The sequence below is a fragment of the Bacteroidota bacterium genome (assembly GCA_034723125.1).
In the GTDB taxonomy this organism is placed as follows: Bacteria; Bacteroidota; Bacteroidia; order CAILMK01; family JAAYUY01; genus JAYEOP01.
In genome coordinates, this window is sequence record JAYEOP010000163.1 from 1 (window position 1) to 15,195 (window position 15,195).

Below are 15,195 nucleotides of genomic sequence, written 5' to 3' on the forward strand. Positions count from 1 at the left end.
CAGGATGCAAGATACAGGATGCAAGATGCAGGATGCAGGATGCAGGATGAAAAAATGTAGAGACAAATCACGATTTGTCTAAACCCAGCACAAAGAAAAAAAAACACAAAACAATAATAAGATGCAGGATACAAGATGCAGGATGCAGGATGCAGGATGAAAAATTTATGTTATTGTTTTTTAATAATTTTTTTTGCGTTCTTTGCGTCTTTGCGAGAACAAATAAATTGGATGCAGGATGCAAGATACAGGATACAAGATGCAGGATACAGGATACAGGATGCAAGATGCAGGATGCAAGATGCAAAATTTATGTTATTGTTTTTTAATAATTTTTTTTGCGTTCTTTGCGTCTTTGCGAGAACAAATAAATTGGATGCAGTATGCAAGATGCAGGATACAAGATGCAGGATGCAGGATAAAAAATACTGAATTTTAGAATAATCTAATCTTCAAATTTCTTTATTCTACCAAGTCCATTTCCTCCACTAAATGTCCTGCTCCGGCAAATTTATCAACTATAAAAAGAAAATAACGAATATCCAATGAAATATTCCTGCACATTTTAGGATCATACATAATATCGCTCATTGTTCCTTCCCAGTTTCTGTCAAAATTTAATCCTATAAGATGCCCATAAGCATTTAGCACAGGACTACCTGAGTTCCCTCCTGTTGTGTGATTTGATGCAAGAAAACAAATATGCATTTTTCCATCTTCAGCATATTTCCCGTAGTCTTTATTTTCATATAATTCTTTAAGCTTTTCAGGAACATCATAATCATAAACATTAGGGTCGTCTTTTTCCATAATTCCTTTTAATGTAGTAAAATATGTGTATGTTATTGCATCCTTAGGTTCATAGGTATCTACTTTTCCATAAGTTAAACGCATTGTAGCATTAGCATCAGGATAAAATAATTTATCTTTTTGCATTTCCATCAGCCCTCTCATGTAATCTCTCATGAGTTTATCTTTTTTATTTTCAAGCTCTTGCAATTGTTTGGCATAATTACTTCTGTAATAACTAATAAAATCAGTCATTAGCATAAATACAGGGTCATTTGTAATTTTTTTATTTTTTGATGCTTTATAGCTATCCAAAAAATCATTCAATTTTTGCTGAGATGTCATAAATGATTCTTCAAAAACAAAATTTGAATATTTTTCAATATCTCCATCAAACTTATTTTGGATAGATAAAATCATTGGAGGATATTCGTCAGCTTCAATGTTATTGTAAAACATTGATACCATACTGTAAAATATCTTTTTGTCAATAGAGCTATTATAATCCTTATAAAATCTTGAAGCTGTTTTTCTTAATCTTTCAATTTCAGTATTTACCAGCTCATCAGTAGAATTTTTATCTAAATTAGAAAGCCCTCTAAAATTAGCGGCAAACCGTACAATCTCTATACCCCACACTGATTCAAAGAAATAAGTTGTCCAATTTTTTAAAGGTGTTAATTCTTTATAAACTTTTTCAAACTCGGGTAAAACATTTCCATATTCTTTCATTCTTTCAGGATTTGATTTAGCCCATTCTGTAAATTCCTTTTCAAGTTGTTTTTTCTTTTCAATGGCATCAATTCTGTCAAGACCTTTTAAAACTCCTTGCCATTTTTTCCAACCATTAGCAACACCTGCATATTTTGATGAGTATTGAATTCTTACTTTAGCATCTTTTTTCATTTCGCCAGCCATTATTTCAAGCCTTTTATTTCTAAGGCTAACACGTACAGGACGGTCATACTTAGCAATCATTTCCACAGCATAGGAAGGTAAATACTCCTGAGTTGTGTAAGGATATCCATAAACCATTGTAAAATCATTTTTCTTCACTCCTTTTAAAGAAATTTTCAAATGTTTTTCAGCTTTTAAAGGAATATTATCCTTTGAGAATTTTGCAGGTGAACCATCGGGTGCAGAATATATTCTGAATAAAGAAAAATCTCCTGTGTGCCTAGGCCACATCCAGTTATCAGTATCGCCTCCAAACTTTCCAATTGCAGAAGGAGGAGCACCAACAAAGCGAATATCTTTAAACTCCTGCATAACATAAATAAAATATTGATTACCATAATACAATGGTTTTACAGTTGCAATATAATTCGTAGCCGAAGTTGCTTCATTTATCAGCTTTGATGAAGCTTTTCTAATCATTGAACTTCTTTCTGATTCACTCATAGTTTTTGTTACATCTTTTAAAACAATATCTGTAACATCTTCCATTCGTATCAGAAATTTTACGCTAAGTCCTGGATTTACAAGTTCTTCTTGCATTGAACTTGCCCAATATCCATTTGTAAGATAATCATGTTCTACTGAGCTATGAGCTTGAATTTGTCCATATCCGCAATGATGATTTGTAAGTATCAATCCCTTTTCAGAAATTACCTCAGCAGTACAACCTCTTCCGAATAAGACAATTGCATCTTTTAAGCTTGAATGATTAATGCTGTAAATATCCTCTGCAGAAATTTTCAAACCTTTTTTTATCATGTCTTCTTCATTGTATTTGCTAAGGAGTGAAGGAATCCACATTCCCTCATCTGCAAATAATGAAAAATTAAAAATTAATACTACTGCTAAAACAAAATACACTTTGGATTTTTTCATTATTTATATTATTTTTTTATTTTATAAATATTTTTTTTCAATTACAAAGATATTAAAATTTATGAAAGAGAAATGAGTTGAGAGTAATGAGTGCTAAGAAGTTTTCAAATTTCAGTGAACTGTACAGAAGTAATATAAAATTAAACCTTTACTCATCAAGTCCGTTTATAAAGTCCGATATTTCTTTAATGTTTAAAATTTTATCAACATCTACTGTATTTATAGCAACAATAGGCATTGTATCAACTTCTGCACATTTAGGGTCTTGCACTATAGTAAAACCACCATTTTTTTTAATCGTTTTTAATCCTTCACTACCATCTTTATTAGCTCCTGTAAGTATGATACCTATTAAATTTTCTCCATATACATCAGCAGCGGTCTCAAATAAAACATCAATTGATGGTCGTGAAAAATTTACCTTTTCTTCCGCAGAAAGAGAAAATGTTTTATCTTCTTCAACGAGAAGATGATAATCGGGAGCTGCAAAATAAATTGTTCCGCTTTTTATTTCGTCTTTTTCATTCGCTTCTACCACTTTTAATTTACAGATATTATTAAGATGAGAAACCATAAAATTATCTGAGTAAGGGCTAATATGTTGAACAACAATAACTGCAAGTTTTAGGTCTGATTTTAAAGCAGTTAGAAGCTTTGTTAAAGCATCAATTCCACCTGCGGAAGCACCTATAACTATTGTATTAAAAGACATTTTTATTTCTCTAATTTTTAGTATTTTCTTGAATAAATTTTTTCTTTTTCGGATTTGATGGCAAATTTATTTTCACATTCCTTATATCTCAAACTTTCTTTTTCTCCAAGACAAAGGTATCCACCTTTTACCAAACTTTCATAAAATAAGTTATAAACTTTATTTTGCAATGTTTTATTAAAATAAATGAGAACATTACGACATACAATAGCATTCATTTCCCCAAAAACGCTATCTGTTACCAGATTATGGTCAGCAAAAACAATATTTTTTTTCAATGAATCATCAATTTTAACAGATTTATATTTAGCACTGTAATAATCGGAAAATGATGATTTACCCCCTGCTTGCTGATAATTTTTTGTAAATAATTTAATATTCTCAATTGAATAAATACCTTTTTTTGCTTCTTTTAAAACAGCTTGATTAAAATCAGTAGCATAAATTTGAGTCCTTTCCAATAAATTTTCTTCCTTTAAAATTATTGCCATTGAATAAACCTCTTCGCCAGTAGCACATCCTGCGTGCCATATTTTTATAAAGGGATAGGTTTTTAAATACGGAATAATTTCTTCTCTAAATATTTTAAAAAAAGAAGGACTGCGAAACATTTCGGTTACATTTATTGATAGATCTTGAAGTATAACTTGGAAAAACTCTTTATCGTACAGCAACTTATGTTGCATTTCAGAAATATTATTAATGTCTGCGAAATTCATTCTGTGTAAAATTCTTCTTTTAATATGAGCTTTTCCGTAATCTCTAAAATCATAACCGTATTTCTGAAACAAAGCTTCAAGAAATAAGTCTATTTCAATAATTTCACTTGATTTATTTAACATTTCTATTTTTTTCCTAATAAAACAAACTTAAGGGGAAGCTATAAATACATTTCTTTTAAGAAACAAAGATAATGAATAAGATATAATGCGAATGTATTCATCGAACCTCCCTTAATTATCAATAAATCGATTTACCATTCTCAATAAATCTTTCACTCTAATAGGCTTTCCAAGATATTCGTCACATCCTGCCTGAAGGCTTTTCTCTCGTTCTCCCGGCATAGCATAAGCTGTTTGTGCAATTATTTTCAAATCTTTTCTATGCTTTTTTATCACTCTTGTAGCATGATAACCATCAACAATAGGCAGTTGAATATCCATTAATACAAGATCAATTTCATCATCGTTTTTACAAATATCTATTGCTTCATTACCATCTTTTGCCCATTTAATTTTTACATGTGTTTTACGTAAAGCTTCTCTCACAAACCAAAAATTTGATTCAACATCTTCTACAATTAATATTTTTTTATCTTTCCAATTATAATTATTTACTTCAACTTCTTTTTCCTTTTCAATTTCAGAAATCTCTGTTACTTCCTCTAATGGAATTGTAAAGTGAAAAATTGTTTCTTTATTTTCTTCGGATTCAACCCACATTTTTCCTCCGAGTAATTCTACAAGATTTTTTGAGATAGCAAGTCCCAGCCCTGTTCCACCGTATAATTTTGTGTTGTTATTTTCAATTTGCATAAACCTCTGGAAAACAATTTCCATTTGTTTGCTTTTTATCCCTATTCCTGTATCCTTTACAAAAAACTCAATTTTGTTATCAATAATTTTATATCCGAAACTAATAGAACCATTATCAGTAAATTTAACAGCATTCCCAATTAGATTATTTAATACTTGCTTCAAACGTAAAGGGTCTGTTTTTAATATAAAATCTTCATCTTTTACTTTGTCAACAAAAATCTTAATATGATTTTTATTTAATTTTTCAAGTTCCTTTTCAAAATAAATTTTTAGTTGTTCTAATATCTTATTTAATTTACATTCTGTTTTTTTGATAACTAATAGACCTGATTCTATCTTTGAAATGTCAATTATATCATTTATTAAATTTAGGAGTGAATAAGTATTTGAATTAATAATTTCAATAAATTCATTTTGCTGTTTTGTTGATAAACCACCTTTTACCAAAAGGTCAGAAAACCCGATAATTGCATTCATTGGTGTTCTGATTTCATGAGACATATTTGACAAAAATGCAGTTTTTAAACGCTCTGATTCCTCAGCCTGTTCTTTTGCTTCTCTAAGCTTTTCTTCAATAACTTTTCTTTGCTCAATTTCATCATTCAACTTTTTATTTGTATCTTCAAGTTGATTTATAAGTTCAATTCTTTTTTGATTTTGCTCATAAATATTCAAAAAAACCTTTATTTTTTCATGTAAAATTTTAGGATTAATAGGTTTTTGAATAAAATCAACAGCTCCTGTTTCTAATCCTTTTTGTGCGTAATAATTTTCGGAATAAACAGCAGAATAAAATATTATTGGTAAATGTTTATTTTTACCATCCTCTCTCATTTTCATAACTGTTTCGTATCCATCCATTTTTGGCATACTTACATCAACAACTGCCATTGCAAGATTATTTTCTTTGGCTTTTTTAAGAGCCTCAAATCCCGAATTTGCCGAAATACATTCAACATCAAGCTCTCCAACGAATTTTTCAAAAATATTTATTTGAACATCATCGTCATCAACAATCATTATTTTGGGCTTATCACACATAGGTTTTATCGTCATCAATTAATCAAAATATTTGCTAATTGTCCCAATTAGAGTATTTAGTTTTATTGGTTTCATTAAAAATTCATTTGACCCGGCTTTTAAACTTATTTCCTCTTCTTCAGAAAGTGAATAAGCCGTTTGAACTATAATCGGAACATCTTTCATGAATTTTCGTATTTCTTTTGTGGCAATAACTCCATCCATAATTGGCATTCGAATATCCATCAAGATAACATCAATATCGGGATTTTCTTTACAAACGGAAATTGCTTTTTCACCATTCACTGCCCACAGTAAAGTTGCCTTGGTTTCTCTAAGTGCAGCTTTAAAGTACATACTACTTGTTTCAATATCTTCAACAATAAGTATTTTTTTCCCTTTCCAATTCATTTCAGTATTATTATTTTTCATTTTTATATTTATTTATTTCAACCATTTTTTTAAAATTATCGGATCAAAGGGCTTACCAATAAATCCATTCATCCCCGAATTTAAATATTTTTCTTTATTTCCTTTAATAATATCAGCTGTCATTGCAACAATTTTTATTGGATTTTTTACACCTCTCTCATTTTCAATATTTCTTATCTCTTTTGTTGCTTCCAATCCATCCATCTTAGGCATGTGAATATCCATCAAAATTATATCATAATTCTTTTTCTTAAACATGTTAACTGCAATTAATCCATTATCGGCAATATCAACTTGATGTCCCATTTGATGAATATTAAATGTAGCTACTTTTTGATTTATTACATTATCCTCGGCAAGTAAAACCGAAACTTTTTTAAATTCAATTGTTTCATCTTCTTTAACCTCTTCAATCTGTACATTTTTCTTTACAACTTTCTTAAAATCTATAATAAACCAAAAAGTGGAGCCTTCACCCTCTTCACTTTCCACACCTATTTCTCCGCCCAATAATTCGGATAAATTTTTAGAAATTGATAAGCCTAATCCTGTTCCACCATATTTTCTTGTTGTTGAAGCATCAACTTGAGAAAATGATTTAAACAATTTTTTAATTCCTTCTTTTGAAATACCAACACCTGTATCAATAATTTCAAAACGTACCTTTGTTGAATCATCTTGCTCAATTATTGGTTTTACTTTAATTGTTACTCCACCCTTATTTGTAAATTTTATTGCATTATTTATTAAATTAATTATTATCTGGCTTAATCTTACAGGGTCGCTTTCAACAAATTGCACCACAGAGGAATCTACTTCAAGCCTTAGATAGATATTTTTATCTTTAGCTTTCATTTCCAACATCTTCACAATTTTCCTCAATTCTTCATGCAGATTAAAAGCGATTTTTTCAATTTCTATTTGCCCTGATTCTATTTTTGAAAAATCAAGAATATCATTAATAATTGTTAATAAATTATTACCTGACAACTCAATAATATCTAAAAATTCACATTGCTGTGGTGTTAAATTCATTTTTTTAAGAATTTCTACAGTTCCAATAATACCATTCATTGGTGTACGAATTTCATGGGACATATTTGCCAAGAACAATGATTTTGATTTTGTTGCGTCATTTGCCTTTTTAATAGCCTCCTTAAGTTTAATATTCTTTCGCTCAATTTCTTTCAAAAGTTCTTCCTGTTGCTGATGTTGGACGTAAAGGTCGATAAATACTTTTACTTTAGCTCTTAGTAATTCAGAAACATAGGGTTTTTTTATAAAATCAAAAGCACCACTTTTAATTCCTTTAATTTTGTAAAAGTCATCAGTATAAATTGCAGATATAAAAATTATTGGCAAGTATTTACATTCATCAGATTGACGCATGTATGAAACTGTTTCAAAGCCATCCATTTCAGGCATTTGAACATCAACAAGTGCAAGAGCAAATTCCTCATTTAAGGTTTTTGTTAACGCTTCATTTCCTGATAATGCACGTACAAACTCAATATCAAAATCTTTTAATGTACGCTCTAAGGCAATCAGATTTGCTTTTTTATCATCAACTATTAATATTTTCGGTTTCTTCATAAATTTTTTTTTTAATTATATAACCAAACTCGCATTAGTGAAAACAATTTTTCTATATCAATTGGTTTTGAAATATAATCACTAGCACCTACTTCAATAATTTTTTCTCTATCATTTTTCATAGCTTTTGCCGTCATTGCAATTATCGGTAATTTTTTATTCCCCAATTCATTCCTCACTTTTGAAATAGTTTCATAACCATCCATAATTGGCATCATTATATCCATTAAAACAATATCAATATCCGCTTCCTTTTTTAAAATTTCAATTGCTTTCTGCCCGTTTTCTGCTTTTATAATTTTCATGCCCTTTTCTTTCAATTTTTTTGTTAAGGCAAAAACATTACGCATATCATCGTCTGTTAAAAGTACTTTTTTATTTACAAATATATTTTCTTCATCATATAATTTTTTTATAATGTTTTGTTTTTTCTCAGGTAAATCACTTATTACCCTATGTAAAAAAAGTGCTGTTTCATCCAAAAGCCTTGCTTCTGATTTTACTCCTTTTAAAATTATTGAATCAGTGTATTCCTGTAACTTCTTATTTTCTTCTTGTGATAGCTCCTTGCCAGTGTAAACAACTATTGGGGGAACATTATTTCCTTGTTCATTTTTAAGTTTTTCGAGAAGCTCAAAGCCATCCATATCAGGCAATCCCATATCTAAAATCACGCAATCGTAAATCTTTGAATTCATGGCTTCTAATGCTGTTTTCCCTGTTCCAGCCTCAGTGATATTTACGCCCTCTTTTCCAATGAGTTTAACAATACTTTTTCTCATATTTTTGTTATCCTCAACTATTAAAAGGTCTTTAAGTGCTTTATCAGTAATTTTTCTTAGATTTGACAATACATCATTCAATTTATTTCTACTTACAGGTTTGCTCAAAAAGCCAATAGCACCATGCTCATTAGCTTTAATTTCATTATCGTTATTAACCGACATCATGTGAACAGGTATATGCCTTATATCTGGTTTTTCTTTAATATTTTGTAATACACTCCAACCATTCATACCAGGTAAATTAATATCAAGAATAATAGCATCAGGCATATATTTCTTTATTAATTTTAAGCCTTCTTCTCCTGATTCTGAAACAATACATTTAAAATCATTTTCTACACACTGATTATACACTATTTTGCCAAAATTTAAATCATCTTCAATTACAATTATTAAAGAATCTTCGTCATTTATATTATTCCTATCGTCATCTATTTTTGGATTATTTTTGTTTTCTAATTTTATTGGGTTTTCAATATGTTTTTTTCCTTCTTTAATATTTTTTTCCTCCTCAGAAAAAGATTGTATTGTCAACTCTTTATCAGTTACTGAGTTCAACTTTACACTTCCTTCTTCTATCTCTAAAGGAAGAAAAAGAGTAAATGTTGAACCTATATTTTCTTCACTTTTTAATTGAAGTTCACCACCGAGCAAAATTGAAAAAGCACGTGAAATAGATAATCCCAATCCTGTTCCTCCATAACTGCGTGATGTACTGCCGTCTGCTTGTTGGAAAGCTTCAAATATTGCAGATTGCTTATCTTTTGGGATTCCAATACCTGAGTCTTTAACAGAAATACCAATAGATTTTTTCGGATCTAATCCGCTTAAAGATAAATTAGTGTTGTCTGAAGGGATAAAAAAGTTTACAGAAACTCCTCCTTCATTAGTAAATTTTATTGCATTTGACATAAAATTCTTTATTATCTGCTCAACTTTTTTCTGATCCGTTTTTATCATTTTAGGAACATCATCCTCAATATTAATTTTTAAATCAATTTTCTTTTCACTAATAACATGTTTAAAATTTCTTTTAATACTATTTTCAATTTCAGCAATTATCATATCATCAACAACAATATCCATTTTCCCTGCCTCAACTTTTGAAAGGTCAAGAATTTCATTTATCAGATTTAATAAGTCATAACCACTTTGATTTATAATTGTTGCTGATTCTACATCTTCATCCGTTAAGTTCCCTTTTGTATTATCTGCAAGGTCTTTCGAAAGAATCAATAAACTATTTAAAGGTGTTCGTAATTCATGCGACATATTTGCCAAAAACTCAGATTTATATTGACTTGCTTCCTCCAATTCTTTTGCTTTTTGTTCAATATTCTTCCTTGCCTTTTCAAGTTCTGTATTTCGTTTTGATATTTCATTTTTTTGTAGTTCAAGAGACTTACCTTTTTCTTCTAATTCTTCATTAATTACCCTTAATTCTTCTTGTTGATTTTGTAATTTTTTCTCCGATTCTTTCAATGCTACTGTTTGTATATTTAATTCTTTATTTGTTTGAAGCATTTCCTCTTGCTGTACCAATAATTTATCTTCAGAATGTATCAATTCATCTTTCTGTTTTTCCAGTACCTCTTTTTGAACCGTGGATTCCTCAAGTAATTTCTGTACTTCATTATGTATCTGTATTGAATTAAAAGCAATTGCAATACTTTCAGAAATTTTTTCAATAAATTCAATTTGAAAATCAGGAAATGCCTTTATTGATGCAAGCTCTATTACAGCAATAACTTCATTTTTAAAAACAAGGGGAGAAACCAAAATACTTGAGGGTGAAATTTCACCTAAGCCTGAACTAATAAAAATATGGTCTTGTGAAACTTCGTTATAAAGAATTGTTTTCTTTTCTATGGCAGCTTGTCCAATTATTCCTTCTCCTAAAGCAAACTGTTGATTTGCAGTTTTTCTACTTTTAAACGCATAACTTGATGTTAATTTAAAACTATTATTCCCATCTTTAATATAAACAACAGCAACTTGTATCTCAAGAATTTCTGCCAAACTACTTAATAATTTTGAACCAAGCTGTGATAAATCTTTTTCGCCCCTTATTACCTCATTTATCTTTACAATGGAGGTCTGTTGCCAAGTATTAAGGTTCTGTTCATTAAGTAATTGCTTTAAGCTATTTCTCATACTCAATAAAGCATTTCCTAATATATCTTTGTCGCTCAAGGGAGCATACTCAATATCAAGATTGTTCTCTCCAATTTGTCTTGCAAATTCAGCATTTTTATTAAACTCACTTAAAAGATTATTAATTACCATTGCTATTTGAGATATTTCATCTTTACCTTTTATTTTTATTTGTTCAACATGTTCACCTTTTGAAAGTTTTTTTAAAGAAGATATAAATTTTGTAATAACACTTACCTTTCCTTTAACAAATCTACTAATAGCAAAAAATGAAATTAAAAGTCCAAAAATAATACTTGATATTATTAATAACTTAATAAAATTCATCATTTTAGTAACGAAATCATATTTAAGTACCGAAATACCGATAAAGCATTCAAAAGGTTTATAATATTTGAAAAACACTAAGACTTCATCATCAAAGTAAGCTGATTTTGCTTTAAAACTGTAAATACTATCAAGTTCATTTGAGAAATTATTACTTTTGTATGTCTTCAATAATTTATTATAAAAATTATTTTTTTCTTCATTCTTGCTAATTTTCCAATTTTCTCCTTCAGCTTTTGGATGTATAGTTAAAAGACCACTTAATTTACTATCAGCTGCCAAAACAAAAGGATATCCACTATTTAATAGACTTGTTTTATAAAATTTATCTTTTATTGCTTGAATATCTTTTTCTTTTTCACCAACATAAAGCATTCCTTTAATTATCCCATTGACATAAATCGGCTCATAATTAGTAATATACCAGTCATTTACAACATAATTTCTTCCAGAATAAGTGCTACCCTGCTCTACTGTTTTTATTACAACTGAAGCATTGGGAATAAATGTTCCAACTGCTCTTTCACCATTCAACTTTTTTACATTTGTTGAGATGCACAAATATCCTTGAGGGATTTTTTGAAAAACAGTAACTGTTTGTACACCTACAGATTGTATTTTGTCAACAATTTTATAATTGTATTGCAACTGAGTACCATCTTTTATCCATTGTTCTACTTTTACTTTTATAGTATCATGAGTATATTGATTAACTGCATCAAACTCAATCATATTATTTGGATTTTCAATTAACTTACTCGAATAATTTTCATAAAATATCTGATGAGCAACAAGTATTTGCTTATTAACCCTGTCCTTTTTTTCAGCTACTACAATATCAAACATATCTACATAGTCAAGTAGTTTGTATTCTATTGCTTGAGTATTTTTTTTAATTATCAAATGTTTTTGAAATTCATGAACAAACATTCCCAAAGAGGAGACTAATAATATTATTGTTCCAAAAACAACAGCAACCAATTGAACCCTTACACTTTTTCCACTAAAGAACTTCATATTTTATAATTTTTATAATCTACTTAATAACAACTTGTTTATTATGCATAGCTTCAATAATATCTTCAACACTCTTGGAAGAGTTTGGTAAAATATCAGGTGGACATTCCCCAGTTTCCTCCGCCACAATAAATCTTTTACAATTATTCCGACCCTCCTCTCCTGCATTACAATAAATGTTTTTATAAGCATCTTTTAATCTTTTGTTTTTTTCTAACAATCCTGTAAACAAAGGACATTTTTCTGCTCTTGGACATATATCTTTTTTATTTACCATAAATTCTTTTTTTTTTAAAATTCCACCATTTTCATCAATTAAATTTCTTCACAATATACTACATTCAATTATCCTTTTCCAAATTGATTTTATTTATTCATTTAAACAAAGAGCATAAAAGAATACCCTATTTTTAATTTTATTTGTAAACATAATAAGTTTTTTTACAATGTTTATATTATTCTCATCTTTAAAAATCCAATTAAATTTATAACTCTCTGCAACCTCCAATTGTGTTATTATTTTATCAAATTTTTGTTCTTTTGGCATCCCATCATCCTGAATGTCAGCACTAATTGACAACAACTCTTTATTTAACATTTTTTCATTATTTGAATGACCAAACATTTTTGCGAAAGAAAAATTATATCTTAATATCAAAGCATTTTCAACAATAATAAATGGATTAGAAATTTCTTCTGACATTGCTCTATAGTTTTTTTCTGTATTATAAAGATCATTTATATGCACCTCCATTATTTTCTTTTGCTCTTCCAACTTTTCATTAGTAACACGTAATTCCTCCTGCTGAACCCTTAATTCTTCTTCCGACATTTTTAATTTATCAGATTGTTCTTGCAAACTTTCATTTAACGCCTTCATTTCTTCTTGCTTTTCTTCTAATTCCACTGCACTTTTTTCTAATTCGCCTTTACTTTCTTTTAATTCTTCAGTATTTATTTTCATTTTTGAATACAATCCTAAAATATCATAATGTTTAATTTTTGAATTTAAAGAAGATGCAATTATCTCTGAACTTTGTTTCAAAAAATTAATTTGTAAATTATCAACTTTTTTTGAAAAACCAAGTTCAATAACACCTATTACAAACTCCTGATAAAATATAGGAAGAAAAACAATGTTTACAGAATCTGAAACTCCCAAGCCTGTTTCAATTGGTAAATATCCTTTTTCAACCTCCCTCAAAATTTTAACTTTCTTTTCTTTAGCAACCTGCCCTATCATACCTTCACCCATTTTAAATTTCTTTTTTGTAAGTGAAGAAGAGAATGAATAAACCCCTGATGGCTTTAATTCTTTTTTTTCTTTATCGAAAATATAAAATACTCCAATTTGAGAATTCACATATTTTGCAAGAAATGAAATAGTTACCAATGTAGCATTGTAAAGGTTATTTTCATCTTTTAATAAATTATTCAATTCATTCTGACCGTTTATTAACCACTTGTGTTCTTCATTTTTTATATGCAATTTTCTTAATGAGATTGTCATATTGTTTAATGATGCACTTAGCACATCATTATTAGATTTAGGCTTTATAATTTTTGAATAATCACCTGAGGAAATATCTTTTGCATTTTTTTCAATATGCGTTAAGGTAATAATCATCCTTTTAAATGCCAATAACAACTTAGAAATTTCATCTTTATATTTTACATCAATTTTTATTGACAAATCTCCAATTGAAATTGCTTTAATAATTTTTGTAAGAAAATGAATAGGTTTAATAATTGAATTTAAAATTAAAACATTAAAAAATACAATTAAAAATATTGCAATTAGCATTGCAATACCAACAGTAAGTAAAAATAATTTATCTGCAAATTTTTCAATATGCGACATTGCTTCATCAAAGCCTTCATAATAACTCAGCATCTCCTCAGCTAAATTATGTACTTTTTCAAAATTTTGTGCTGTAGGTACTTTTTCATATTCTTGAATTTGTTTTATAATCCTTTCACCTAATTCAACCTCATATTCAGTAAAATCCATTATTTTTTCAAATGCACTAATATCCAAAAGAAATATTGCTTCAAGCCTTGATACCATCAATTCTGCATTTCTTTTGTTATAATTAAAACCTACTTTTAAAGTATCATACAATATTTTTTCTATTTCATGCTTTTTGTTTTTCTCAAATATTTCATCCATTCTTGAAAATACAGAAGCTATATGGTTAACATCTTCAAGATAATTATAGCAAACTTTCAGATGCTGTTTATCATGAGTATTTGAGAAGTTATAGAACTCATTAATTGCCCTGTTGAAATACAAAATATGTACTTTTTGAATGTTATAAGATGAATGCATTACTTTAGCACTGTTATTTGAATAAAAAGCAGCATAAACAACCATAAAAATACTTGCAACACTAATAAAAATAATAATCAAAAGACGAACTTTTATTTTGAGGTTCATTAAGGGTTTAAGCATCTAACATTCAATTTTAATATATCTAAAAAAACTTGTTCTTTTGAAAAAATTACATTATCTCATATTTATGCTTTTCAAAAATACTACATCAAACATTGCTTTTCAAAATTAATTTTTATTTATCCATTTTACAACCTTCTTAGCTACTGGAATACACAATGAAAAGGAGGAGGTTGCAAATTAAGTATTGACTGTTAAGTGACAATAATTTTCATCTTCTGTAATAAAATGAAAGAAGTCAGATGTGTATATATTAACCGAAAAGTATCCACCTAAAAAAGTATAACCATCTTTGTTTTTTAAAAAAAATGTATTTATAGATACTGTGTTAAATTCCAAGTAATTTATTAAAAAATGCTTGTTAGTATTATTTTTTAACAAACTTCAAAGGAATTACTTCTTGATTTTTATAGATTGTACAAAAGTACATTCCACTTTTGAGTTCAGCTATATCAATAAAATTGGAATTTAATTTTGTTACAATTTTTACTATTTGTCCTTTAACATTAGTAATTATAATTCTATCTATTTCTTGAAGCTTAT

10 protein-coding genes are annotated in these 15,195 nt (G+C 28.4%); 1 reads left to right on the forward strand and 9 read right to left on the reverse strand.

All coding sequences use genetic code 11. The features are described from left to right. Positions 1 to 74 precede the first annotated feature (74 nt). Positions 75 to 329, forward strand: coding sequence for a hypothetical protein (locus U9R42_04825; GenBank protein MEA3495340.1), 255 nt, complete (start codon positions 75 to 77; stop codon positions 327 to 329). A gap of 133 nt (positions 330 to 462) precedes the next feature. Here the strand turns inward: U9R42_04825 and U9R42_04830 are convergent, their stop codons facing one another. From U9R42_04830 to U9R42_04870, 9 genes are all read right to left on the reverse strand, one after another. Next, a complete protein-coding gene (locus U9R42_04830) occupies positions 463 to 2,622 on the reverse strand; it encodes a S46 family peptidase (protein ID MEA3495341.1) in 2,160 nt (719 codons plus the stop codon). A 148-nt stretch (positions 2,623 to 2,770) separates the two neighbouring features. Then, a complete protein-coding gene (locus U9R42_04835) occupies positions 2,771 to 3,334 on the reverse strand; it encodes a chemotaxis protein CheB (protein ID MEA3495342.1) in 564 nt (187 codons plus the stop codon). 17 nt (positions 3,335 to 3,351) lie between these two features. Continuing rightward, positions 3,352 to 4,176, reverse strand: a complete 825-nt coding sequence (locus U9R42_04840; protein MEA3495343.1) for a protein-glutamate O-methyltransferase CheR — start codon at positions 4,174 to 4,176, stop codon at positions 3,352 to 3,354. 111 nt (positions 4,177 to 4,287) lie between these two features. After that, positions 4,288 to 5,913, reverse strand: coding sequence for a response regulator (locus tag U9R42_04845; protein ID MEA3495344.1), 1,626 nt, complete (start codon positions 5,911 to 5,913; stop codon positions 4,288 to 4,290). Between the two features lie 18 nt (positions 5,914 to 5,931). Next, positions 5,932 to 6,324 (reverse strand): response regulator, encoded by a 393-nt coding sequence (locus U9R42_04850; GenBank protein ID MEA3495345.1) that lies wholly within the window; start codon positions 6,322 to 6,324, stop codon positions 5,932 to 5,934. Between the two features lie 12 nt (positions 6,325 to 6,336). Then, complete coding sequence (locus U9R42_04855; GenBank protein ID MEA3495346.1) at positions 6,337 to 7,917, reverse strand: response regulator; 1,581 nt, start codon at positions 7,915 to 7,917, stop codon at positions 6,337 to 6,339. An 11-nt stretch (positions 7,918 to 7,928) separates the two neighbouring features. Then, the gene (locus U9R42_04860) at positions 7,929 to 12,200 is read right to left on the reverse strand and encodes a response regulator (protein MEA3495347.1); all 4,272 of its coding nucleotides are present in this window, start codon (positions 12,198 to 12,200) and stop codon (positions 7,929 to 7,931) included. Positions 12,201 to 12,219: 19 nt separating this feature from the next. Then, positions 12,220 to 12,477, reverse strand: a complete 258-nt coding sequence (locus U9R42_04865; protein ID MEA3495348.1) for a hypothetical protein — start codon at positions 12,475 to 12,477, stop codon at positions 12,220 to 12,222. A gap of 93 nt (positions 12,478 to 12,570) precedes the next feature. After that, entirely contained in the window at positions 12,571 to 14,652 is a 2,082-nt protein-coding gene (locus tag U9R42_04870; protein MEA3495349.1) for a HAMP domain-containing protein, read from the reverse strand. Between the last annotated feature and the right edge of the window lie 543 nt (positions 14,653 to 15,195).

Bases quoted from the DNA above. Each gene is read 5' to 3' on its own strand.
- U9R42_04830 (MEA3495341.1), bottom strand. From the start codon at position 2,622: ATGAAAAAATCCAAAGTGTATTTTGTTTTAGCAGTAGTATTAATTTTT.
- U9R42_04835 (MEA3495342.1), bottom strand. From the start codon at position 3,334: ATGTCTTTTAATACAATAGTTATAGGTGCTTCCGCAGGTGGAATTGAT.
- U9R42_04840 (MEA3495343.1), bottom strand. From the start codon at position 4,176: ATGTTAAATAAATCAAGTGAAATTATTGAAATAGACTTATTTCTTGAA.
- U9R42_04845 (MEA3495344.1), bottom strand. From the start codon at position 5,913: ATGTGTGATAAGCCCAAAATAATGATTGTTGATGACGATGATGTTCAA.
- U9R42_04850 (MEA3495345.1), bottom strand. From the start codon at position 6,324: ATGAAAAATAATAATACTGAAATGAATTGGAAAGGGAAAAAAATACTT.
- U9R42_04855 (MEA3495346.1), bottom strand. From the start codon at position 7,917: ATGAAGAAACCGAAAATATTAATAGTTGATGATAAAAAAGCAAATCTG.
- U9R42_04860 (MEA3495347.1), bottom strand. From the start codon at position 12,200: ATGAAGTTCTTTAGTGGAAAAAGTGTAAGGGTTCAATTGGTTGCTGTT.
- U9R42_04865 (MEA3495348.1), bottom strand. From the start codon at position 12,477: ATGGTAAATAAAAAAGATATATGTCCAAGAGCAGAAAAATGTCCTTTG.
- U9R42_04870 (MEA3495349.1), bottom strand. From the start codon at position 14,652: ATGCTTAAACCCTTAATGAACCTCAAAATAAAAGTTCGTCTTTTGATT.